Source organism: Chitinophaga pinensis DSM 2588 (genome assembly GCF_000024005.1).
Taxonomy (GTDB): Bacteria; Bacteroidota; Bacteroidia; order Chitinophagales; family Chitinophagaceae; genus Chitinophaga; species Chitinophaga pinensis.
The window spans coordinates 8,623,460-8,646,586 of record NC_013132.1 but is presented as its reverse complement, the minus strand read 5'-3'; the positions used below and the strand labels follow the sequence as shown (position 1 = coordinate 8,646,586).

Below are 23,127 nucleotides of genomic sequence, written 5' to 3'. Positions count from 1 at the left end.
GAAAAGGAGACAAATTGACACAAGAACGCCCGCATCAGTAATTCCCGTATGCGTAATTCTGAATTGTCCTACCTTTGCAGCCTGGAAAAAATTGTAATGACCAAAGTTTTTTTAAAGAAAAAGATACAAAACCGTGTGCTGCAGGGCCACCCTTGGGTGTTTGGGAATGAAGTCGGACAGATCGAAGGGCCTGTAACAGCCGGTGATACGGTAGATGTATTTACCCATCAGGGATTCTTTGTTGGTAGAGGATACATCAATCCCCAGTCACAGATCCTGGTACGCCTGCTGACCCGTGACAAAGACGAGCAGATTGACGCGGAATTCTTCTACCGTCGTTTGCTGAAAGCCTGGAAATACCGTCAGCAGCTGGGATATGTGGAAAACTGCCGTCTCGTATTCGGAGAGGCCGACGAAATGCCGGCACTGGTAATTGACAAGTTCAATGACCACTTCGTAATACAGACACTGGCATTGGGTATGGACCGCTGGAAAGGCGCCATTGTGGACGCCCTGAACAGGATCTTCTCTCCAAAAGGCATCTACGAGCGTAACGACGTTCCGGTACGTGAACTGGAAGGTCTGGAACAGCAGAAAGGATTCCTGAGCGCTCCTTTTGATACCAATGTTATTATCAATGAGAACGGTCTGAAATTCCATGTAGATATCGAAAATGGCCAGAAAACAGGCTATTTCCTGGATCAGCAGGATAACCGCCGCGCTATTCAGCATATCGTGAAGGGTGCGGATGTACTGGAAGCATTCTGCTATACCGGTACTTTCTCCTGCCATGCTGGTCACTATGGCGCTAAAAGCGTACTCGGACTGGACATCTCTGAACATGCCGTTAACACTGCCCGCAGAAATGCGGAGCTGAACAACCTGCAGGATATCTGTAAGTTCCAGGCAGTGAACGCATTTGATGTGCTGAAGCAGTGGACCCGTGAAGAGAAGAAGTTTGATACCGTGATCCTGGATCCGCCAGCTTTTACCAAAAGCCGCGAGAATATCCAGAAAGCCATCACTGGTTATAAAGAGATCAACCTGCGTGGTATGAAGCTGCTGAAACCGGGAGGCTTCCTGGTGACTGCGTCCTGTACCAACCTGGTGCCGCCGTCCCTCTTCCTGGAGATCATCGATATGGCAGCCAAGGATGCTAAAAAGAAACTGCGTCAGGTAACCTTCCAGACACAGGCACAGGATCACCCGATCTTGTGGAATATTGAAAATACCACCTACCTGAAATTCCTGATCGTGGAAGTACAGTAATGGGGGGTACCAATAAAGAAAAAGGGCTCGTTGTAAAAACGAGCCCTTTTTTATATCCTTTAGAGGAGAATTTATTTAGTCATATTATTTGACGACATTGAACTTTCCGGACTCCACCAGGTTTCCCTGTTTGTCCCTCAACTGGAAAATATATAGACCACTATAATATTTATCCAGTTCAACCGTAGTACGTGTGTTCAGATTTTTTATCTGATCGATCCTCTTTCCGAGAAAATTGAATACAATAATCTCATATCCTTGCTCGTTATTGTTCTGTAATTCGAAATTGATCCTGCTACTAGCTGGATTGGGATATGCTTTCACGACTTTACTACCCCCATCGGAGAATGGAGTGGTTTTGGCGCTTTGTGCTTTTCCTACGAGGGATAATAGGCAAAAGAAGCAAGAAAATAAGAGTGTAGAGGTTTTCCACATACTCGCAAAGATAAAGATTTTTTCAAATATCACCTGATTTATTCCACAATATCGTCTTATGTAAAAATAACAAATGGCAAGCCAAATAAGAAGGCTTGCCATTATTTTTTGAAAAAATTTAACGCTTCCGGTTATTTTTTATTGCAGGCCGTTCAGCGTGTTTTTAACTGCCTCAAAATCAGGCAGGTCACCTGCTGACTCTAACACCTGCGCATATCTGACAACACCTTCTTTGTCTACCACGAACGCTGATCTTTTAGATACACCCTTCAGATCCAGGACGAAATTCTCGTAAAATGCACCGTATGCCTGAGAAATGTCTTTATTGAAGTCAGACAGCAACGGGAAGTTCAGGTTCTGCTCAGCCTTAAATTTACCCAGGGTAAAAGGAGAGTCTACAGAAATACCTACAACGGCTGTATTCAGGTCGTTATAAGTACCGATGTTATCTCTGATACTGCAGAGTTCTGCTGTACATACACTTGTAAATGCCAATGGGAAAAACAGGATTACCAGGTTCTGACCTTTGAAGTCTTCCAGGGATACTTTCTGTTTTTCGGTATTCAGCAGTGAAAAAGAGGGAGCTTTTGCGCCAACTGTTACGTTCATCTGTTATTCGTTATAAAGGTTATGAGTTTATCAAGTCGGTGTAAAGATAGCAATTGGTACACAAGTTTAGAACCTTGGACAGTGTACAGCATCCATTGTGCTGTTACGGCTGTTCAGGAATCCTTTGAATACCAATGACACCTCAAAGCCGCCAAAACCACTGGTAGCCGGTTTCAGACTGGAAATATTCACATCATAAGTGAACCCTACCTCATATTTTTCCATATCCAGGCGGAAAGAAGGAATGATCGCATCCTTGTAACGCATATAGGCGCCCACGTAAAATGCCCGGGTACTTTCCAGCCCCTCGTCATACAGGCTATAACCCAGTAACGCACCTCCCAGGTACTCCGCATAGGTTCCCATATGAATCTCATTATACTGTGCGATCAGTTTCAGACGCTCCTGTAAAGGGAGGGTAATACCGGCATTGACCGTGAACTTTGGATCCAGCGCGACCGTCGCATCTTTATAAAAGGACAGCTTTGGCCGGTTAAAGTGGAAAATAGCCGCTCCGATATAATAATTAATGTCTTCATTCTCTCCGAGACTACTGCTAAAGCTCAGACCTGCTCCGGCATCCAGGTAGGAATATCCTCTCAGGGCCAGCCGGCCTTCCTCGCCGGTAGGCGCCGTCGGATCAAACTGTCCGCCGGTATACTGGTTGTTAAATGTCACTTTGCTCTGGTCGAACTGCCGCTGTACAATACCGCCCGTAAAGCCCACAGAGAGGAACATGTTCCTGTCCTGGCTCAGGGATTTGTGGTAATTGACAGCTGGCAATACCTGTACAGATTGTAAACGGGCAGTACCTGCCCGGTCATAGGTGAACTGAAGTCCCGCCGTGACAAAGTCCTCACTATTGCCTACAGGAAATTTCAGCTCCGCGCTTAAAGCGCCTGTCTGATAAGGAATCGTGACACTGTTCCACTGATTCCGGTATACGGCCTGGATACGGTAATCCCCATGGAATAAACCGATCAGGGCCGGGTTACGTAAAATTGGAGTCTCATAGAACTGGGACAGGTGTATATCCTGCGCGACCAGTGTTTGTGTGCTGCATAGGCACAGTGCCACTAACAATTTTCTACAAGTCATTCTCATGCTGGCAAGTTTAATAGTCATATGGATGCTGGAGGGGGATGCTGACAGGTTACTACCTGATCAGCATCACATTTCCTTTTAACATAAATTCTTCATTGGAATCACATATCAGTTCTGCTACATACACAAAGACATCCGGATTTGCCGGTTGACCGTTCATGCGACCGTCCCAGCCGTAAGTTGGATCCTCTATGTTAAAGTTGGTCCTTTCGAATACCAGTTGTCCCCAACGGTTATATATCTTAAATGATTTCGCCACTTTGATACCCTTACCTCTGATGTAGAACAGATCATTCTGTCCATCATTGTTAGGGGAGAAGGTGTTGGGGAGGAACACCACACCGGAAGAACATACCAGGTTTACCGTTACATCATCCGAACTCGTACAACCAAATGCATTGGTCACCGTTATCAGGTAAGTGGTATTCTCTCTTGGAGAAGCTGTCGGTGTCAGACAGTCCGCACAACTCAGGCTTGCCGCCGGCGTCCACTCGATTTTCGTAATATCGGTGCTACCGGTCACCGGCAACTGTATTGTCGTACCTACCGGCACGGAAAGGTCATCTCCCGCATTGATAATAGGCGCGGAATGTACTGTTACCGTAGCTGTAGCTGTATCCGTAAAGCAATTGTCATTACCATATCCGATGATCTGATAGCTGATAGTGGATTCCGGGGTTACCATCGGGTTATCCACATCAGATTTGTCCAGACCTGTTTCCGGCGACCATTTATAACTTACAGCGCCACTGGCATGTAACTGTACGGAACCGCCTTCGCAGATATCTGCATTACTTGCCTGTATGGTAAATGGTTGAGACACACTGATCTTCACACTGCCTTTTGCCGCACAACCGGTCGCATTCACCACCGTCACACGGTAAGTGGTATCTATATCAGGTGTAACTACCGGGGTAGCGCTCTTTGGATCTGAAATGTTATAGTTGGTCCAGGTGATATCGGCTCCTGGTTCTGTAAATACCCGCAAGTTCACCGATTCTCCACGACAGATCGAAGATTCCGCCGGTGTTGGTGTAAGGGTTGGATAAGGCGCTACCGTAATATCCCTTGTCACTGTTGCACTACAGGTGCCTTTTGCACTGATAATCGTCAGTTGTACCGGATAAATGCCTGGCTGGTCATAGGTAACCGAATCCGGTACCTGTCCCGGATAATCCTGTCCATTGGTCGTCCAGTTCCAGATCGTTCCGGGCAGATTCCTGATTTCACGTCCTGACAACTGAATCGGCGTACCCACACATACCGGTGGTACAGAGTCAATTTCAGGATATGGATTCGGTTCGATAATAAGGGTCTTCGTTATTTCATCCACACAACCATAGTAACTGGTCACGATCATTTTCACAGTATAAGTGCCCGGTGCATCATACAAGAAGCTTGGATTAGGCCCTGTACCCACATCGTCTGTACGACCCGGAATACCGAAATCCCACAGGTAAGTAGCCGGAGATCCATCTTCAATAGACACGCCTTTTGTTGAATCCGAGAATTGTACAATACCTCCGTCACAAGCGTTCGAAAGGTCATATCCGAAATCGGCTTTGATCTGATCTACAACGACTTTCGGATTACCAATAGCCGGTACGGTACATCCTCTCTGGTCTTCCAGCAATACAGCCGGGAAATAAATACCTGGCTGTGTATAAGTGTAAGAAGGTGATGCAGGAGTCGTCGTCGTCACGGTATATCCATCTCCAAAATCCCAGATGAATTTCTGTGCGGTCGGAGAAACAGCTGTCATAGAAGTAGTTAATGGTACACAACCTCTTTCCTGGGAAATAGAGAAGCTACCATCCGGACCAGAGATAGAAATGTTCTTAGGTCCTGCTGTCGGACTGGCACATCCGCCTTCAGAGTAAACCGTCAGGGTTACCGGGAAATTACCAGGTCTGATATAGTTATGTAAAGCATTGTCTTCATCTGAACTGCTGCCATCTCCGAATGACCAGGATACTTTCACGTAGTCGGAAGAGTGGTTGGTGAACTGCACTTTTACCGGCGGACAAATATCACCTGCTACAGCAGGTACCTCAAAGTCAGCTACCGGATTAGGCACTCTCAGGAAGTCTTTTGTCTCAATATGGCCGGTACAACCTGTGGTGCTGGTAACATCCAGTATCACCGTATAAGTACCAGGTATAGTATAGGTATGCGTTGGATTTTTGTCTGTGCTGACACCACCGTCTCCGAATTGCCATGCATAAGTCAGCGGTTCTGTAATAGACTCGTTATTGAATCGGAACGGTGTATTCAGACAGGCAATGCTATCTGGTGCACTGAATTTTGCGGCGATGTTGTCAATGGTGATGACATGCGTAATAGAATCCGTACAACCGGTATTGTCAGTTACAATAAGTGTAACAGGATAGTTATTGATAACACCGTAGCTATGCGGTATAGCCACTGGTTGTGTAATAAATGTCTGTCTTGGGGTACCGTCACCAAAGTTAAATGTCCAGGAAGTGATGGTATTACCGGCGCGGGTGGTAGATTCATCGGTGAACGTAATGGAAGTGTCTCTGCATCGGCGTGCGGAAGCGGAGAATGCTGCAACAGAACCATTTACATCGATCGTGAGAGAATCTGATACGTGTGTACAACCATAGATGTCTACGGTAGTCAGCGCTGCTTTATAAGTACCCGGCTGACTGTAAGTATAGGCTGGTGTCGGTGAACCGGCGTTTGTACCGCCATCGCCGAAGGTCCACTGGTAAGAGGTCGTAAGACCAGGTATCAGCGAGGTAGTAGCAAAATTTACAGTGGTGCCACGGCAGATCACATTTTGATCAACAGTGATGGATGGTTTGTCGTTCAGTATCCTTACCGTAGTAGAATAGGTGGACGTACAGCTACCGTTGTCCACGGTCAGTACGACGGTATAAGTGCCTTCATTCGCCCATGTATGCGTTGGATTTGGCGTATTGTCAGTCGTACCGTCTCCGAAATCCCACGAATAACTTCTTGGTGTAGGAGTCGTACCCCAGGCCGTAGCGTCTGTAAATACGCGTGTCAGCGGTCTGCTACAATCCACATCAGCAATAGTGAAGAAGGCGGCAGGTGGGTATACTTCCACAAAGGCCAGTTTAGTAATGGTCCGTGTACAACCGTTGTTATCTACCGTCAGGATCACGTCATGTGTACCGATAGTGGTGAATACATAAGATGGATTCTGTACAGAAGAACCGCCATTGGCTGCACCGTTTTCTACGAATGTCCATTGCCAGGTCATACCAGGCACCTGTGGTCTGGACAGGTCGGTAAAGTTGAATATAGTCGGCTGACAACCATTGGGCTTATCCACAGAAAAATCAGGTATTACCGGGGTACCTACCCTGATCGGGTAAGTGGCAGTTTGTGTACAACCACCTCTGGTAGTAATGTTAAGTCGCACTACATAGTTACCCTGAGCGGTGTAGGTATGTGTGCCGACTGAATTGGTAGAAGATCCGCCGTCACCGAAATCCCAGTCATAAGACACGATCGGATCTGCCACGTCAATGTTGGCAGTCAGACTGGCATCAAAAGGTACACACCCGCGGTTGAGACCCGTGATGGTCAGTACAGGTTTTCTGATGGTAATGGAGTTGATGGCTGAATCGAGACAGCCGGAAGCATTACTGGCCACTACTTTTACCGGGTAGACGCCTTCCGTGGTAAAATTGTGCAGCGGGTTCTGGATAATAGCCGTACTACCATCTCCGAAAGTCCATGCCCAGCCATTTGCATTTGTGCTGGTAGTGGTAAACTGGATATTCACGGGAACCGCACAGGCAGATGTAGGGTTCATGGTGAAATTGACAGTAGGAGGTGTGGAAACAGTAAAGCTTCTGGTCACCAGCGCATCGCAACCATCCTGTGTTACCGCGTGCATGGTAACGGTATAGTTACCGGCGGCGGCAAAGCTTCTTACCGCATTTACCGCGTTTATTACCGTACCATCAGAGAAGGTCCAGGTTGCAGATACCGGTGCTGGTAATGTAGTGTTTCTAAAAGTAATGTTGGTACCGGTACAGGTTTTTTCCAGGATGTTGAAATCCGCCTGCATAGTAGCAATCTTGATATAATCAGGCATGTTGATGGTCTGGGTACAGCCATCAGCAGTAGATGCCGTCAGTTTTACAGAGAAATTGCCGGTGGTGGTATAATCATGCGTAGGGTGCATGTCGGTGCTGGTACTACCATCTCCGAAATCCCACAGGTAGTTCACTGTCGGTACTGGTCCGGCAGTGTTCATGGTAGTGGTATTGGTGAAGTTGACAGTTACCGGTGTACGGCAGCCCCCTTGTGTATTAGTGGTAAAGGAAACCTGTGGCGTAGGTTTGATATCCAGAATCTGTTCGGCACTGGAGGTACAACCAAAGCTGTTGGTCACAATGGAAGTAGCAATCATGCCGCCGCCTTTGTTATAAGTATGGCTGGCGGTAGCGCCATTGGCGCCGGTACCGTCCCCGAAATCCCAGCTGATACCTGTAATCGTACCATCTCCTGCTGATGACTGGTCGCGGAAGTTAATAGTCAGTGGCGTACATCCGGTGGTAGGAGTAGCGGTAAAGACAACATTGGGTCTGCGATAGACGTTTACAACATGTTGGGTGCTGCTGACTTGTCCATTTGGAAAGGTAACAGTCAGTACAACGTTGAAAACACCAGGTCTGTTGAATGTTCGGCTGGGATTCCATAAAGTTGATCTGGCTCCCCCGTCTCCGAAGTCCCATGAAGCGGTACCAACGGGTGTAGACTGATTTACAAATTGAACGAAGGCTGCACCGCAACCACTCCAGTTGTCAGCAGTAAAAGCTACGGTATTTTGTGCCTGTGTCTTAGCACCGCATAGCAGGAGGAACACAACCATGTATGCTGTGGCAAGGAGGAAGTGCTTAAATTGGCTTAGGTAATGGTGTCTCATTTTCCGGATATGGCCGGGCCATAACGACCAGGCTCAGGTTGAAAAAAAGGAAAAAAGTATAAAAAAATAATTATGTGTTAATATTGGTTGTCCGTAGCTCAAACGTAGTCTTTGCACAAAAGGTCGGGGGGCTGTCCCTGCATCTCACAAATTTTATTCCAGCTTAAGCTGAAAATGAAAGACTTACGAAAATAAAAGCTCAACAATATAAAACAAAAGTATGATTTATAAGTATTATATATACTTACTGTTCGGAAGCATACTGTTTTCCGTTTCAAACAGGGTAAATGCGCAGGAGGTAAATGCAGTAGTTTTTAACGACTCTATCCGGAATGGGAATGTGCAGGTTTTTGATGTACGTACTGCTGGTGAGTACAATACAGGACACCTGTCCAATGCTTTACAGGCGGATTACACAAAGAAGGAGGAGTTTATGGAAAGAGTAAAGTACCTGGACAAAGACAAAACGGTTTATATCTATTGCCTGAGTGGCGGACGTAGTGCGAAAGCTGCCAGCTGGATGCGCGGGAACGGTTTTAAAAAGGTAATCGAACTTGAGGGTGGTATCAATGCCTGGAAACAGGCAGGTGAGCCGGTAGAAGGTACGGCCGATGTGAAACAGATGGAGGTGGATGCATTCCGTGCGGATATTGGTAAAGGAGAAGTGCTGGTAGATGTAGGGGCTGAGTGGTGTCCTCCATGCCGTAAGATGGCTCCTGTGCTGGAAGCGTATCTGTCTGAGCATAAAACAGTACGTCTGCTGAAAGTGGATGGTGGCCGTGACCAGGATGTTATGCAGTCTATAAAGGTGACTTCCCTGCCTACCTTCATTTTGTATAAAGATGGCAGGGAAGTGTGGCGCAAACAGGGCGTTTACGAACAGTTATAGTCCGTAGATATCGCCGAATTTTTGTGTCGCATAGTCCAGAAAATATTTGAAGTTCAGGGGTTGTCCGGTTATTTTCTCACAGAGTTCATTAGAGGTAAAGCTACGGCCATGGCGGTGTACCTGTTGGCGTAACCATGTCAGCAATGCATTGTATTCGCCTTTGGCAATCTGTCCGTCCAGGTCAGGTAACTGTGCTTGTGCAGCGGCAAAGAATTGTGCTGCATAGAAGCTACCCAGGGAATAGGTGGGGAAATAACCGAAGCTGCCGTGCGACCAGTGTATATCCTGTAATACACCCTGCGTATCATTGGGTACGCTTACGTGCAGGAATTCTTTATAATAGTGATTCCACACCTCCCGGAGTTCGGATGTTTTATAAGTCCCGTCCAGTAAGCCTTTCTCAATTTCATATCTCACCATTACATGAAAATGATAAGTCAGTTCATCTGCTTCCGTGCGGATCAGTGAAGGCTGTACCAGGTTAATGGCTTTGTAAAAGTCTCTCAGGCTCACATTACCCAGGTTTTCCGGGAATACCTGCTGTAACTGTGGATAATGATGTGTCCAGAAGGCAATGCTACGGCCTACGTTATTCTCCCATAACCTGGATTGTGATTCATGGATACCCAGGCTGGTTGCTTCACCGGATGGAAGTCCGTAAGCCTCCGGGTCCAGTCCCTGTTCGTATAATGCGTGTCCGCCTTCATGAATACAGCTCCAGGTCATGTTGCTGAAATCATTTTCGTCGATGCGGGTGGTGACCCTTACATCCTGCGGACTAAAGCTCGTGGTAAAAGGGTGTTCTGATACATCCTGCCGGCCGGCATTCATATCATAGCCCATGGCTTTCAGCAGCTGAATGCCGAATTCCCACTGGCGGTTGCGTTCATAGCGGAGGTAGAGGAAGTCTCTCTGTACCTGTGGTTTTTGTTCAATATTACGCAGCAGGGGCGTCAGCGCTATTTTTACATCATTGAAGATGGTATCCAGCATAGTGGTGTTGGCGCCTTTTTCATATTCGTTCAGGAGGGCATTGTAAGGATGAACTTCATAGCCCAGTATATCGGCTTCCTGCTTTTTCAGTTCCACCATTTTTGCCAATACGGGTTCGAATACGGCATAGTTGCCTTCTTTCCTGGCATTGATCCATGCATGATAGCATTCGTTGGTGGTTTTTGATATTTCCGCCACGAAGCTGGCCGGGTATTTTGCGTTTTTACGATAGTCCTCTAAGGAGAGGGTAATGTTTTTGGCAGCGACAGTATCAAGGGTTTGCCTGTCATTGTCCAGCGATTCCAGCAGTGTTCCCAGGTCGGCAGCAGTAAAGAGCTCATGTGCGATGGTGCTGAGCGTCGTCATCTGTTGTCCGCGGAACGCAGCCCCTTTCTCCGGGAGATAGGTTTCCTGGTCCCAGCTGAGTACGGCGATCGCATTACGGATGTCTGCGATCTGCTGCATCTTACCTTTGTAGGTTTCATATCGTTTTGCTGCAGAAGAGGTAGTCTGTGCCATGCTGTTGATTTTGTGCAAAAGTAGGGGTAAATTACCGCTCAATTATGAAGATCAGGGATATTACCAATGCCATAGCGGCATTTGCACCATTACAATACCAGGAAAGTTATGACAATGCAGGATTGCTGTTCGGCAGTGCCGACTGGGAACTGACAGGCGTATTACTGACGCTGGATGCTACGGAAGCCGTTATCGACGAAGCCATCGAAAAGAAGTGTAACCTCGTGGTGGCGCATCATCCGATCGTATTCGGCGGACTAAAAAAGATCAATGGAAACAATTATGTAGAGCGGGTGGCTATCAAGGCTATCAAGAACGATATTGCCATTTATGCAGCTCATACCAACCTGGATAATGTGCGGAACGGTGTTTGCAATATGATGGCGCAGCGATTGGATTTACAGCAATGCAGTGTGCTGTCCCCTAAGCGGGAGCTGCTGCGAAAACTGTATACCTTTGTGCCCCAGGCAGCTGCGGAGAAGGTAAGAGCTGCCCTTTTTGCTGCCGGAGCCGGACATATTGGCGCTTATAATGAGTGCAGCTATAATGTGGAAGGAACCGGTACGTTTAAAGCAGGAGCAGGTACTAATCCGCACGTAGGCGAGATCGGGCAGCGTCATATGGAGCCGGAAACAAAGGTGGAGGTGATTTTTCCCGTATATTTGGAGAATGCGGTGGTAAAAGCCCTGTTGGGAAGCCATCCATATGAAGAGGTGGCTTATGATATTGTGAAACTGGAGAATGCATATGCAGAAGTGGGTTCGGGACTGATCGGGGAACTGAAAGCGCCCATGGAGGAAGAAACCTTCCTGCGCTGGGTAAAGCAGCAGTTCAATACAGGTTGTGTGAGATATACGCCCCTGAGAGGTCGTCCGGTGAAGAAAGTGGCATTGTGCGGAGGAGCGGGCAGTTTCCTGTTAAAAAGGGCGATTTCGGCAGGGGCAGATGCCTATATTTCTGCTGATTTCAAATATCATGAGTTTTTTGATGCTGAAAATCAAATTGTTATAGCGGATGTAGGACATTTCGAGAGTGAGCAGTTTACGGTTGAATTATTTTATCATATATTGACTGAAAAATTCCCTAATTTTGCGCCTCTTAAATCTACAATTCGTACAAATCCGGTAAATTACTTATAAAAACATACATGGCTACTGTAAAAGAATACTCCGTAGAAGAAAAATTGGCGTCTGTGCTTAGGCTACAGAAGATGGACTCCAGACTGGATGAAATCCAGGTGTTGAAGGGAGAGTTGCCGATGGAAGTAAAGGATCTTGAAGATGAGATAGAGGGTCTGAACACCCGTCTGGCTCACGTAGAGGATGAAATCCGTGGTATCCAGGACTTTATTGCCAATAAGAAAACGGCAATCAAAGACTCAGAGGCCCTGATGAAGAAATACGAGAAGCAGCAGGATAACGTTAAGAATAATCGTGAATTCGAAGCCATCACAAAAGAGATTGAAATGCAGTCTCTGGAGATCAAACTGGCAGAGAAACATATTAAAGACGCGAACGAAGAGGTAAAGGATAAGAGCCGTGTCCTGGAAGGTGCTAAGAAACAGATTGCAGATAAAGAATCTAACCTGAAGCACAAGAAAGGTGAACTGGAAAAGATCATCGGTGAAACTGAAAAAGAAGAGAAAGCTTTCCGTAAGCAGAGCGATGAAGCACGTACTAAAGTAGAAGCACGTCTGCTGGGCGCTTATGAAAAGATCCGTACCAACTACCGTAACGGTCTTGCTGTAGTAACAATCTCCCGTGACTCCTGTGGTGGTTGCTTTAATGCGATCCCTCCTCAACGTCAGGCGGAAATCCGTCAGCGTAAAAAGATCATCGTGTGTGAACATTGCGGTCGTATCCTGGTTGATAATGACCTGGATGCTACAGTGACTATCTGATAGCGCTTTGTAAACTAACTTATTTTAATAGTGTAAAAGTCCCGGCTCCTATGCCGGGACTTTTACATTCCGGCAGGCGGAAATTGAAAATTTGGTTTGGAATTTGGTAGATAGGCCCGGAGTTATTAATCAGATATATTTTTGTCCATGCGCATATTATTCCTGCTGGGGTTATTATTGAATATTACTATTTCTGTATCAGGGCGTCAGAAGGTCTATGACTTTAACACCCGTTGTCAGCAGGCCTACGATGCGATCATGCAATTGCGGCTCGATGCCGGAGCAGCCCTGCTGGCAGAAGAAAAGAAAGCCAATCCTGATAACCTCATTCCTTATTTCCTGGAAAATTATGCTGACTTTTTTACCCTCTTCTTTAATGAAGATCCGGCGGAGTATGCCCGGAAGAAATCATTGAAAGCCGACCGTGTGGCGTGGATGGAAGAAGGGCCGACCAATTCACCTTACTATCTGTATACCCAGGCAGCCATCCGTTTCCAGTGGGGAATGGTGAGACTGAAATTTAACGAACGCTGGGATGCGGTATGGGAAATCAGGAAAGCCTACCAGTTATTGAAAGAGAATCAGAAGAAGTTTCCGCAGTTTTTACCTAATAATATGTTGCTGGGCTCTATGCAGACCGTATTCGGGACCATTCCTGAAGGGTATCGCTGGCTGTCCAATACCCTGGGAATGAAAGGTACGATAAGAGATGGTATGCAGATGGTGCAGCAGGTGATTGACAGTAATACGGAAGTAGCCCGCCTGTTCAAGGAAGAGGCCTGTTATTATTACTGTTACCTGAAATTGTTTGTGGAAAACAAGCCTGAAGATGTCTGGGCATTTCTCCAGAAACACCAGCTGGATACAAAAAATAACTATCTTTTCGCCCTGATGGTGGCCAATATTGCGATGAATAATCAGAAGGCTTCATTGGGTATCAAGGTGTTGACAGAGCGGAATGATAATGCGCAGTATGAAGAGATCCCATATGTATATTATGTACTGGGGCAACTGAAACTGTGCCGGCAGGATGAAGATGCGAATGTCTATCTGCAAAAATTTATAGACCGGTTCAAAGGGAAATTCTACCTTAAGGAAGGATTACAGCGTCTGAGCTGGTATTATTATTTAAGGGGGAATATGGATGCGGCCAATAAATACCGTAGCCTGATCCTGACGAGAGGTAATACTGAAACAGATGCTGATAAACAGGCGTTGAAAGATGCAAAGAATGGCAGATGGCCTAATCAGCTTTTACTCAAAGCCCGTTTGCTGAGTGATGGTGGTTTCTTCCCGGAAGCGCTGAAACTGTTACAAACAAAAAAAGCGGCTGATTTTCCTGTGATGGAAGAAAAGCTGGAATATGCTTACCGTCTGGGCCGTATTTATGATGAAATGGGCCAGGATGATAATGCGATTACGATGTATGAGGCGACAGTGAAGGCGGGCGCCAACAGAACGGAACATTTTGCCGCAAGGGCTTCCCTGCAAATGGGATATATTTATGAAAAGCGCAATGACAAGAATAAGGCGCGGCAATGTTACCAGGCCTGTCTGGATATGAAAGGGCACGACTATAAAAACTCACTCGATCAACGGGCCAAAGCCGGGATACAACGAATGAACGGCGGTTGAGGCCGTCACTACGCAGATACACTTCGTAGTACAAGTATTAATTTGCGGAATAATCCAATGTGATATATTCGTATTTCCAATACTCCTTATGCTACAGAAATTAACTATCAAGAACTACGCGATCATTGATCACCTGGAAGTAGATTTCTCCGGCAACCTGAATGTTATTACAGGGGAAACAGGCGCCGGTAAATCTATTGTACTGGGGGCATTGTCATTAATACTGGGAGAGAGGGCTGATCCGGGAATGCTACTGGATAAGGGATCAAAATGCGTGATTGAAGGGGTTTTCAAAGTCAGGAAATCCCAGGTGGCTGCTTTTTTCCATGAGCACGAGCTTGATATGGAAGACCTGCTGATCATCCGCAGAGAGATCAGCGCAGCTGGTAAATCCCGTGCATTTGTCAATGATACGCCTGTCAATCTGGGCCAGCTGACGGAATTAAGCCAGTACCTGGTGGACCTGCATCAGCAGTTTGACACCCTGGAACTGGAAAAGTCCGATTTTCAGCGGGAGGTCATGGATGCCCTGGTCAATCAACCGGCAGTAATGCAGCAATACCAGCAGCAATACCAGCGCTATGCGCAGATACAACGCCAGCTGAAGCAGTTGCAGGACCAGCGTGACAATGCTAACAAAGAACTCGATTACAACAAATTCCTGCTGGATGAACTGAGCGACGCTTCTTTTGCACCCAATGAGATTGAAGATCTGGATGCAGAACTGAAAGTGCTGAGTCATGCAGAGGAAATCCGTAATACACTCAGTCGTGTTTATTTTCAGCTGAATGAAGATGAACAGCCTATTTTACAACAGCTGAAGCAGATCCAGTCTTCCGTACAGGCCCTGGCATCTTATCATAAAGAGGCGCCTGCGGTCGCCCAGCGATTACAGTCTGTATATGTAGATCTCCAGGATATTTCCTCAGAAATAGGTCATATGAATGACCAGGTACAGTTTGATGGCGCCCGTATAGAACAGGTGAATGAACGTGTGTCATTAGGGTATAAGCTGTTGAAAAAACACGGTGTGCAAAACACTGCGGAGTTACTGGTCATCCAGGAAAAGCTCACCCAAAGTGTTGAAGGGGTACTGAACCTGGATGAAAAGCTGGCCGGACTGGAAGCAGAAATTGCAACTCTTCAGGCCGCCCTGCAAAAACTGGCCGAAACGATTACGGCTGCACGTCTGAAAGTAGCTGAACCATTTGAAAAGAAAGTGAATGCACTGCTGGCACAGGTAGGTATGCCGAATGCCCGTCTGAAAGCCGCGATCACACAGGGTGCACTGAATCCTTACGGACAGGATATCATAGAATTCCTGTTTGACGCCAATAAGAGCGGACAGTTTGCGCCTATCAGGAAAGTGGCTTCCGGTGGTGAGTTAAGCCGGTTGATGCTCTGTATCAAGTCGCTGGTAGCACGCTCTGTGGCGTTACCAACACTGATCTTTGATGAAATCGATACAGGTATCTCCGGAGAAGCAGCCAGACAGGTCAGCTTTATCATGGAAGATATGGCCCGTGGTCACCAGATCATCTGTATCACACACCAGCCACAGATCGCAGGTAAAGCAGATGCACATTATTTTGTGTTTAAAGACGCACGTGACGGTAAGATCACCACGAACGTACGCCTGCTGACAAGGGAAGAACGTATTAATAAGATCGCCCAGATGCTGAGTGGAGAAAAACCAACAGCCGCGGCACTTGAGAATGCAAGGGAGTTGGTAAAATAGCTAATCCGCTGACTGCTTTTCAATTAATCTTTTTTTTTCAACTATAACAGCTATTTTTGCCGAAATTAATTATTGAACCCAATGGCTCATAACTTATTAAAAGGAAAGAAAGGTATCATATTTGGTGCATTGGACGAGAAGTCTATGGCTTGGAGCACAGCATTACGTTGTGTGGAAGAAGGCGCCGAAGTAGTGCTTACCAATGCTCCTATAGCGTTACGCATGGGAGAGATCAACAAACTGGCTGAACAGTGTAATGCTCCTGTTATACCCGCTGATGTTACCAATATGGATGATCTGAAAAACCTTTTCACTAAATCCATGGAGCATTTTGGCGGCAAAATTGATTTCGTACTGCACTCTGTGGGTATGAGTATCAACATGCGTAAGGGCAGATCTTACACCGACCTGGATTATGACTTCTCTCATAAAACATTCGATATCTCCGCTATGTCCCTGCACCGTGTGTTGCAGACTGCATATCAGCTGGATGCACTGAATGACTGGGCCTCAGTAGTAGCGCTGAGCTACATCGCTGCACAGAGAGTATTCCCTGACTACAGCGAAATGGCAGATGCTAAATCTATGCTGGAATCAGTAGCACGTAGCTTCGGTTACCACTATGGTATGAAGAAGAAAGTACGTGTAAACACTATCTCACAGTCTCCTACCAAAACTACTGCAGGTGGTGGTGTGAAAGGTTTTGATGGTTTCATGGAATATGCTGAGAAAATCAGCCCGCTGGGTAATGCTACCGCACAACAGTGCGCTGATTACTGTGTGGTAATGTTCTCTGACATGACCAAAATGGTAACGATGCAGAACCTGTTCCATGATGGCGGTTTCTCATTTACCGGTGTTTCTGCTGCAATCATTGAGCAGATGGAAAAATAATCGTCGTATAAACATATTAAACGTCGTAAAAAGGGATGAAATAAGCCTTTTTTACGGCGTTTTTTTATGGGTGATACTGAATCTCTATCCGAAGGATAATTCGTAAATTAGGTGATCAGGAACCTAGCCTGTCAGAAAGACAATGATTCCTTCCTGAGCCATACAGATGCCGTTTAGATAATGCTTATCCTACGTTAATCCTACGTTCAGGAACGTAAGATTAACGTAGGATAAGCATTATCTAAACGGCGTATGAAACAGTCTAATCACCATTAAAGTCAATAAGAAAGCATGACCGGACATCGGCCGGAAACAGGGAAAGATGATAAATGGGGTCGGAACGGACAGGGGCAAAGCATCCCCTTATCAGACCAGGCTATTCTTTTTAAGTATAGGCATCTGAAATTACGCCGGTTTACCCGGCTCAATACCCGCCGGTCAGGGTTGGTTTGCTGACCGGGGTACAAAAAAGCCGCTCCCCTTGATTAGAAGGAACGGCTAAGTTTTTTAAGCATAGGCGAATTGCTGAGGCAACAATAATGGAAAATGTTCCGTCTAATACTCATCTTCATTGAAGAAAAAGTCGTCTTGCGACGGATAATCTGACCATATATCCTCTATGCCTTCATAAATTTCCCCTTCGTCTTCCAGTTCCTGCAAGTTCTCAATCACTTCAATCGGTGCACCGGAGCGGATGGCGTAATCTATCAATTCGTCTTTCGTAGCTGGCCATGGAGCATCCTCCAGGTATGAAGCTAATTCTAAGGTCCAGTACATGTTATCGAAATTTTTACTTTCTGAATTTTCGCAAAAGTATTATTTAATTTGAAATAAACAACTATTACTATTTTAAAGGTTATTTTACTTTTCTTTGAGTATGCTAACCGCACGCAATCTTACCAAAAATTATTCCAACTTACACGTGCTGAAAGGTGTAAGTGTTTCCGTATCGAAAGGAGAAATCGTTACGATCGTAGGCTCTTCCGGCGCCGGAAAAAGTACCCTGCTGCATATTCTGGGTACGCTGGATACGCCGACTTCAGGAGAAGTATGGCTGAATGATACCAATCTTAGCCTTTTAAAGGGGAATGCACTGGCTGATTTCAGGAATAGGCATATTGGCTTCATTTTCCAGTTTCATCACCTTTTACCGGAGTTTACGGCCCTGGAAAACGTATCTATACCCGCTTACATTGCCGGCACCCGGAAAGCAGCTGTCAGGGAAAGAGCCGCTTATCTGCTGGAAACGCTGGGATTGTCAGGGAGACTGGAGCATAAGCCTAATCAGTTGTCAGGAGGAGAGCAGCAGCGTGTGGCTGTCGCCCGTGCACTGATCAATCAGCCGGACATTGTCATGGCGGATGAACCTACCGGTAACCTGGACTCAAAAAATGCCCGGGAATTGCATCAGCTGTTTATAGAACTGCGGGATAAATTCCAGCAAACCTTCATCATTGTGACACATAACGAAGAACTGGCGCCTATGAGCGACAGACAATTGGTCATGAAAGACGGAGGAATAGTGGGGGAGATCCTGGCATCTGCAACACAAAAATAGATCCCGCTCAGACCCGGGGTTTCCAGGGTATTTCTGCCACCTGGAAAGTGTGACCTACCCAACGGGCCAATACAAAGAGATAATCGCTCAAACGGTTGATATATTGCAGCACCAGCGGTTCAATGAACTGCTGCTGTTCCTGCAATCCCACACAGAGACGTTCTGCTCTTCTGCATACACAACGGGCCACATGGCAGGTAGATATAGCTACGTGGCCGCCGGGAATAATGAATGACTTCATTTCCGGCAATACTTCGTTCATTTTGTCAATACTATCTTCCAGCAAAGTAATATCCCCGGCGTGCAGGTCAGGGATCCGCATTTTGGTATCCTTGTCAGGATCACAGGCCAGCGAAGCGCCAATGGTAAACAGGCGGTCCTGTATTTCCCGTAACAGGCTGATCGTGTCAGGATAAGCTGTCAGGTAGTCACTGACCAGTCCGATATATGAATTGAGCTCGTCTACGGTGCCGTAGGCATCGATACGAAGGTCGCTTTTAGGAACTTTGGTGCCACCGATCAGGGCTGTTTTGCCCTTGTCACCTGTTTTGGTGTAGATCTTGAAAGCCATGAGAAGGAATTGATAATTAGGAATTAGCAATTAGGAATTAGCAATTAGTTAGCCATCAGGAGACATTAATACGCAATGCCGGCAATTAGCCCAGGAAATTCCTAATTCTTAATTCCTAATTCCTAATTTTTTATTTCACTGCTTCTGCGAGGATTTCCGCGTTCAGTCTGTCAGATTCTATTAATCCGTCACGCAGACGTACCACACGGCGGGCATGAGCGGCGATATCTTCTTCGTGGGTGACCAGCACGACCGTATTACCGGAGGCGTGGATACTACCGAAGATATCCATGATTTCTATGGAAGTTTTGGTATCGAGGTTACCTGTGGGTTCATCGGCGAGTATCAGGGAGGGATCATTTACCAGGGCGCGGGCGATCGCGACACGCTGACACTGACCTCCGGATAACTCATTGGGTCTGTGCTTGTAACGCTGTCCGAGACCCACTTTTTCCAGCATAAAGCGGGCTTTGTCTTCCCGGTCTTTTTTGTTAATACCGGCATAGATCAGCGGTACTGCCACATTTTCTAATGCGCTGAGACGCGGCATCAGGTTAAACTGCTGAAATACAAAGCCGATTTCTTTATTACGCACCCTTGCCAGCGCATCGTCTTCCATCTGGCTCACATCATGGCCACTCAGTACATATTTTCCGCTGGTCGGACTGTCAAGACAGCCGAGCATATTCATCAGCGTGGATTTGCCGGAACCGGAAGGTCCCATCAGCGCTACGTACTCATTTTTTAAAATGTCCAGATTGATTCCTTTCAGTACAGGCAGTTCATTTTTTCCAATGAAATAGCTCTTACGGATGTGTTCTAAATGGATGACGGAACTTGGGTGCATAGATTTATAGCGTTGAAAGTTGATTCTACTTCTTGATAACTTTCGGTACTTTGAAGTACTGATCGTTCGCAGCAGGCGCATTCTGTAAGCCTTCTTCCCGGGTTATGGAAGGAACTACCACGTCTTCTCTCAGCACATTCCTGTCTGCTGTCATGTGTAATAATGGTTTTACGTTAGTGGTATCCAGCTCGTTCAGTTTTTCTACGAAGGTGATCATACGTTGCAGATCTCCTTTAATTTCAGTCTTTTCCTGTTCGCTAAACTCAAGCCTTGCAAGGTCTGCCAGTTGCTGTACCAGCATCTCATTCACTTCCATAAATCAAATTAAATGAAAAAATAATAATTATCGGACACGGTCCGCGTTAAAGTTACCTTAAATAGTCGATAGTCCATAATTGGCAAATTCCTTATTTTGCACCCCATTATGGCTACATCAAAAGAAATAGTGGTAAGCGGAATCCGCTCTACCGGTTATTTACATCTAGGCAATTATTTCGGAGCTATCCGTAACTACATCAGGATGCAGGAAACTTTTAACTGTTATTTTTTTGTAGCTGACTGGCATTCTCTCACGACACATCCTGATCCTAAAGACCTGCGCTCCAACGTATTTCGGGTGCTGGCAGAAAATATTGCTTCTGGTCTTGATCCTGAAAAAGTGGCTCTGTATGTACAGAGCGACATACCGGAGATCGCTGAACTGTACTTGTTGCTGAATATGCTGGCATACAAGGGAGAGCTTGAAAGAGTACCTACTTTTAAAGATAAAGTACGTCTGCAACCGGAGAACGTGAACGCGGGCCTGCTGACTTATCCTGTACTCATGAGTGCAGATATCCTGATCCACCGTGCGGTAAAAGTACCGGTAGGTAAAGACCAGGAACAGCACCTGGAAATGGCCTGTCATTACGCACAGCGTTTTAACAGCCGTTACGGCGAGTTGTTCCCGGAGCCGGTAGCATTCAATTTCGGGGATAACCTGGTGAAAATACCAAGTCTTGATGGCGAAGGGAAAATGAGTAAGAGTGAGAACCAGATGGCGACCCTCTACCTGTCAGACAGCGACGAGTTAATCCGTAAGAAATTAAGTAAGGCGAAAACAGACAGTGGTCCGGCAGAACCAGGTGCTCCCATGTCAGATAGTATTTCAAATCTGTTCCTGTTGATGGAGCAGGTATCTACTCCTGAGGTGATCAAACATTTCAGGGATACGTACGAGAACCAATCTATCCGTTATGGTGATATGAAAAAGCAACTGGGTGATGATATGGTCAATTTCATTGCACCTATCAGGGAAAAAGCACTCGCATTGCAGCATGACCAGACTTACCTGAACCGTATCATGAAAGAAGGTGCGGAAAAAGCAAGGGAAAGTGCGGCACAGACTTTGCAACAAGCGAGAAAACTCATAGGCATTCACTACTATTAATAAGACTTTGTTTCCTTTAGCGGCAGCAAGTTTTTTCAATTGATAATCAAATAATTTGTAAATTTTAGATCGTCAACTGATCGCTTGTTGCCACTAACAGGCTGCAAACGAAATGATTAGTGACCCCTGATTCATCATGACAAAACAAAACAAGATCAAACATATAGCTATCGCCGGTAATATTGGCGCAGGAAAAACCACACTTACTGAACTGCTTGCACGACACTATAAATGGGCTCCCCAGTTCGAAGATGTTGAACATAATCCTTATCTGAATGACTTTTACGAGGATATGCCCCGCTGGTCATTCAATCTGCAGATTTACTTCCTGCACGGTCGTCTGAGACAATTGCTGGATATAGAGAAAGGCAATCAGATCGTGATACAGGACCGTACCATATACGAAGATGCGCACATCTTTGCGCCGAACCTGTATGAAATGGGCCTGATGACAAAGCGCGATTTTGACAACTACTTCAGTTTCTTCGAAACAGTAAAGTCAATGGTAAAACCGCCGGACCTGCTGATCTATCTGCGTGCATCCGTACCGACACTGGTAGCACAGATACAGAAAAGAGGCAGGGAATATGAAGAAAATATCCGTCTCGATTATCTGAAAAGACTGAATGAATTTTACAATAACTGGATTGAAAAATACGCAGAAGGTCCTTTACTGATCATCGATATCGACAAGAATAAATTCCCTGAAAGCGAAGAAGATCTTGGTGAGATCATTTCAAAAATAGATTCACAGTTACACGGATTGTTCTGATCAATCTGATCTGATTTTTTTTAGTAAAGATTTATTTTCCTAATATTGTCTCCTCACGCAAGTGGGGAGATTTTTGTTTGTTAGCATGTTGACCTTCAGTACCACGACTTTTTTTTGAAAAACCAACTAATCCACTACCATTAAATGCAAATGAAAAAGATCATTGCTACCATTGTTTGCACATTGTGCTACGCTGTTATCTGTGCACAGTTAGTCTGGCTGTCCGTCGATAAACAGCCTTTAGCCGGCGCTTACAGCCGTAATTATCAGCAGCTTTTAACAACATTACAAAATCAGGCTGCGTTGGCGTATATCCCTGTTGTGACAGCAGGTGTACGCACAGAAAGACGCTTTATGTTGTCAGCAATTCAGCAGCATCATGTCATGATCGCATTGCCGGTCAATAAGGGCGGATTCGGGCTGCATCTTGCACAAAGCGGGTTCTCCGGTTTTCGTCAGCAGTCTGTCGGATTTGCCTATGGCAGGAAGCTGGGAGAACGTTGTAGTATAGGCATACAAATGGACTATCTCTCGAAAAAAATACCCGGGTATTTTAATACAGGTACTCTTGTAGGAGAACTCGGTTGCCTGATCCATCTCACACCGGCGTTACATGTAGGTGTGCATATCTTTAATCCGACAGGCAGTCCCTTACGACGCCTGGATAAGGAAGCAATACCCGCGATCTATAGTGCAGGTATAGGATATGAAATTTCAGCGGCATTTGTGTTGAGTGCAGCAGTGGTGAAAGAAACAGCGACAGCGCTGTTGACTAAAGTGATGTGTGAATATCGCATCATTAAAACACTGTCATTGCAACTGGGTATATGTACAGATCCGCAATTGAATACAGCAGCAGTAGGATTTACATTGCAGCAATTGTTTGTATTGCTTTCTGCCAATTATCATCCGCAATTGGGGATAACGCCTTCGGCGGCTGTTGTCTGGGCATTTAAGAAGGACATCAGGTAATCATTTAGTTTATTATGGTTAACAGGTTCGTCACAATGCAGTAATGTTTGAGCAGATGCCTGTGGG

The 23,127-nt window shown here is 46.0% G+C and carries 20 protein-coding genes; 11 read left to right on the top strand and 9 right to left on the bottom strand.

What is annotated here, in order from left to right; genetic code table 11:
- Positions 1–96 precede the first annotated feature (96 nt).
- Positions 97–1,269: a class I SAM-dependent rRNA methyltransferase gene (locus CPIN_RS34180; protein ID WP_012794467.1), complete on the top strand. Its 1,173-nt coding sequence runs from the start codon at positions 97–99 to the stop codon at positions 1,267–1,269.
- Positions 1,270–1,353: 84 nt separating this feature from the next.
- Here CPIN_RS34180 and CPIN_RS34175 read toward each other — a convergent pair whose 3' ends face one another.
- The 4 genes from CPIN_RS34175 to CPIN_RS39520 all read right to left on the bottom strand — a co-directional run bounded on the left by CPIN_RS34175 (position 1,354) and on the right by CPIN_RS39520 (position 8,344).
- Entirely contained in the window at positions 1,354–1,704 is a 351-nt protein-coding gene (locus CPIN_RS34175; RefSeq protein ID WP_187294724.1) for a T9SS type A sorting domain-containing protein, read from the bottom strand.
- A gap of 138 nt (positions 1,705–1,842) precedes the next feature.
- On the bottom strand, positions 1,843–2,313 hold the full coding sequence (locus CPIN_RS34170) for a redoxin domain-containing protein (protein WP_012794465.1): 471 nt from the start codon (positions 2,311–2,313) through the stop codon (positions 1,843–1,845).
- A 66-nt stretch (positions 2,314–2,379) separates the two neighbouring features.
- Positions 2,380–3,417 (bottom strand): PorP/SprF family type IX secretion system membrane protein, encoded by a 1,038-nt coding sequence (locus CPIN_RS34165; protein WP_012794464.1) that lies wholly within the window; start codon positions 3,415–3,417, stop codon positions 2,380–2,382.
- Positions 3,418–3,469: 52 nt separating this feature from the next.
- On the bottom strand, positions 3,470–8,344 hold the full coding sequence (locus CPIN_RS39520; protein ID WP_083781185.1) for a PKD domain-containing protein: 4,875 nt from the start codon (positions 8,342–8,344) through the stop codon (positions 3,470–3,472).
- A 220-nt stretch (positions 8,345–8,564) separates the two neighbouring features.
- Between CPIN_RS39520 and CPIN_RS34155 the strand changes: the two genes are divergently transcribed.
- Positions 8,565–9,233, top strand: coding sequence for a rhodanese-like domain-containing protein (locus CPIN_RS34155; protein ID WP_012794462.1), 669 nt, complete (start codon positions 8,565–8,567; stop codon positions 9,231–9,233).
- On the opposite strand, the gene CPIN_RS34150 is transcribed toward CPIN_RS34155, so the two are convergent.
- Positions 9,228–10,745 carry a carboxypeptidase M32 gene (locus CPIN_RS34150; protein WP_012794461.1) on the bottom strand — a complete coding sequence of 506 codons (1,518 nt, stop codon included), beginning with the start codon at positions 10,743–10,745 and terminating at the stop codon, positions 9,228–9,230. The two genes, CPIN_RS34155 and CPIN_RS34150, sit on opposite strands and share 6 nt — an antisense overlap.
- Positions 10,746–10,789: 44 nt before the next feature.
- Between CPIN_RS34150 and CPIN_RS34145 the strand changes: the two genes are divergently transcribed.
- The 5 genes from CPIN_RS34145 (at position 10,790) to CPIN_RS34125 (ending at position 16,912) form a co-directional block, all read left to right on the top strand.
- Positions 10,790–11,884 carry a Nif3-like dinuclear metal center hexameric protein gene (locus CPIN_RS34145; RefSeq protein WP_012794460.1) on the top strand — a complete coding sequence of 365 codons (1,095 nt, stop codon included), beginning with the start codon at positions 10,790–10,792 and terminating at the stop codon, positions 11,882–11,884.
- Between the two features lie 8 nt (positions 11,885–11,892).
- Complete coding sequence (locus CPIN_RS34140; RefSeq protein ID WP_012794459.1) at positions 11,893–12,645, top strand: zinc ribbon domain-containing protein; 753 nt, start codon at positions 11,893–11,895, stop codon at positions 12,643–12,645.
- Between the two features lie 147 nt (positions 12,646–12,792).
- Complete coding sequence (locus CPIN_RS34135) at positions 12,793–14,280, top strand: tetratricopeptide repeat protein (protein WP_012794458.1); 1,488 nt, start codon at positions 12,793–12,795, stop codon at positions 14,278–14,280.
- A gap of 88 nt (positions 14,281–14,368) precedes the next feature.
- Complete coding sequence (recN, locus tag CPIN_RS34130; protein WP_012794457.1) at positions 14,369–16,018, top strand: DNA repair protein RecN; 1,650 nt, start codon at positions 14,369–14,371, stop codon at positions 16,016–16,018.
- A gap of 81 nt (positions 16,019–16,099) precedes the next feature.
- Positions 16,100–16,912, top strand: coding sequence for an enoyl-ACP reductase FabI (locus CPIN_RS34125; RefSeq protein ID WP_012794456.1), 813 nt, complete (start codon positions 16,100–16,102; stop codon positions 16,910–16,912).
- Between the two features lie 555 nt (positions 16,913–17,467).
- Here CPIN_RS34125 and CPIN_RS34120 read toward each other — a convergent pair.
- Positions 17,468–17,689 (bottom strand): DUF2795 domain-containing protein, encoded by a 222-nt coding sequence (locus CPIN_RS34120; protein ID WP_012794455.1) that lies wholly within the window; start codon positions 17,687–17,689, stop codon positions 17,468–17,470.
- A gap of 100 nt (positions 17,690–17,789) precedes the next feature.
- Between CPIN_RS34120 and CPIN_RS34115 the strand changes: the two genes are divergently transcribed.
- Positions 17,790–18,470 carry an ABC transporter ATP-binding protein gene (locus CPIN_RS34115; protein WP_012794454.1) on the top strand — a complete coding sequence of 227 codons (681 nt, stop codon included), beginning with the start codon at positions 17,790–17,792 and terminating at the stop codon, positions 18,468–18,470.
- 7 nt (positions 18,471–18,477) lie between these two features.
- On the opposite strand, the gene CPIN_RS34110 is transcribed toward CPIN_RS34115, so the two are convergent.
- From CPIN_RS34110 to gatC, 3 genes are all read right to left on the bottom strand, one after another.
- Entirely contained in the window at positions 18,478–19,041 is a 564-nt protein-coding gene (locus CPIN_RS34110; protein ID WP_012794453.1) for a cob(I)yrinic acid a,c-diamide adenosyltransferase, read from the bottom strand.
- 130 nt (positions 19,042–19,171) lie between these two features.
- Complete coding sequence (locus CPIN_RS34105; RefSeq protein ID WP_012794452.1) at positions 19,172–19,888, bottom strand: ABC transporter ATP-binding protein; 717 nt, start codon at positions 19,886–19,888, stop codon at positions 19,172–19,174.
- Between the two features lie 25 nt (positions 19,889–19,913).
- On the bottom strand, positions 19,914–20,204 hold the full coding sequence (gatC, locus tag CPIN_RS34100; protein ID WP_012794451.1) for an Asp-tRNA(Asn)/Glu-tRNA(Gln) amidotransferase subunit GatC: 291 nt from the start codon (positions 20,202–20,204) through the stop codon (positions 19,914–19,916).
- Positions 20,205–20,312: 108 nt separating this feature from the next.
- Between gatC and trpS the strand changes: the two genes are divergently transcribed.
- The 3 genes from trpS (at position 20,313) to CPIN_RS34085 (ending at position 23,061) form a co-directional block, all read left to right on the top strand.
- Positions 20,313–21,317: a tryptophan--tRNA ligase gene (trpS, locus tag CPIN_RS34095; protein WP_012794450.1), complete on the top strand. Its 1,005-nt coding sequence runs from the start codon at positions 20,313–20,315 to the stop codon at positions 21,315–21,317.
- A 136-nt stretch (positions 21,318–21,453) separates the two neighbouring features.
- Positions 21,454–22,089, top strand: a complete 636-nt coding sequence (locus tag CPIN_RS34090; RefSeq protein ID WP_012794449.1) for a deoxynucleoside kinase — start codon at positions 21,454–21,456, stop codon at positions 22,087–22,089.
- A 150-nt stretch (positions 22,090–22,239) separates the two neighbouring features.
- Positions 22,240–23,061, top strand: coding sequence for a hypothetical protein (locus CPIN_RS34085; protein WP_012794448.1), 822 nt, complete (start codon positions 22,240–22,242; stop codon positions 23,059–23,061).
- Positions 23,062–23,127 lie beyond the last annotated feature (66 nt).

Coding starts and splice junctions, on each gene's coding strand:
- CPIN_RS34085 (WP_012794448.1), top strand. CDS start 22,240: ATGAAAAAGATCATTGCTACCATTGTTTGCACATTGTGCTACGCTGTT.
- CPIN_RS34125 (WP_012794456.1), top strand. CDS start 16,100: ATGGCTCATAACTTATTAAAAGGAAAGAAAGGTATCATATTTGGTGCA.
- CPIN_RS34115 (WP_012794454.1), top strand. CDS start 17,790: ATGCTAACCGCACGCAATCTTACCAAAAATTATTCCAACTTACACGTG.
- CPIN_RS34150 (WP_012794461.1), bottom strand. CDS start 10,745: ATGGCACAGACTACCTCTTCTGCAGCAAAACGATATGAAACCTACAAA.
- gatC (WP_012794451.1), bottom strand. CDS start 20,204: ATGGAAGTGAATGAGATGCTGGTACAGCAACTGGCAGACCTTGCAAGG.
- CPIN_RS39520 (WP_083781185.1), bottom strand. CDS start 8,344: ATGAGACACCATTACCTAAGCCAATTTAAGCACTTCCTCCTTGCCACA.
- CPIN_RS34140 (WP_012794459.1), top strand. CDS start 11,893: ATGGCTACTGTAAAAGAATACTCCGTAGAAGAAAAATTGGCGTCTGTG.
- CPIN_RS34145 (WP_012794460.1), top strand. CDS start 10,790: ATGAAGATCAGGGATATTACCAATGCCATAGCGGCATTTGCACCATTA.
- CPIN_RS34105 (WP_012794452.1), bottom strand. CDS start 19,888: ATGCACCCAAGTTCCGTCATCCATTTAGAACACATCCGTAAGAGCTAT.
- CPIN_RS34135 (WP_012794458.1), top strand. CDS start 12,793: ATGCGCATATTATTCCTGCTGGGGTTATTATTGAATATTACTATTTCT.
- recN (WP_012794457.1), top strand. CDS start 14,369: ATGCTACAGAAATTAACTATCAAGAACTACGCGATCATTGATCACCTG.
- CPIN_RS34170 (WP_012794465.1), bottom strand. CDS start 2,313: ATGAACGTAACAGTTGGCGCAAAAGCTCCCTCTTTTTCACTGCTGAAT.
- CPIN_RS34090 (WP_012794449.1), top strand. CDS start 21,454: ATGACAAAACAAAACAAGATCAAACATATAGCTATCGCCGGTAATATT.
- CPIN_RS34120 (WP_012794455.1), bottom strand. CDS start 17,689: ATGTACTGGACCTTAGAATTAGCTTCATACCTGGAGGATGCTCCATGG.
- CPIN_RS34165 (WP_012794464.1), bottom strand. CDS start 3,417: ATGAGAATGACTTGTAGAAAATTGTTAGTGGCACTGTGCCTATGCAGC.
- CPIN_RS34110 (WP_012794453.1), bottom strand. CDS start 19,041: ATGGCTTTCAAGATCTACACCAAAACAGGTGACAAGGGCAAAACAGCC.
- CPIN_RS34175 (WP_187294724.1), bottom strand. CDS start 1,704: ATGTGGAAAACCTCTACACTCTTATTTTCTTGCTTCTTTTGCCTATTA.
- CPIN_RS34180 (WP_012794467.1), top strand. CDS start 97: ATGACCAAAGTTTTTTTAAAGAAAAAGATACAAAACCGTGTGCTGCAG.
- trpS (WP_012794450.1), top strand. CDS start 20,313: ATGGCTACATCAAAAGAAATAGTGGTAAGCGGAATCCGCTCTACCGGT.
- CPIN_RS34155 (WP_012794462.1), top strand. CDS start 8,565: ATGATTTATAAGTATTATATATACTTACTGTTCGGAAGCATACTGTTT.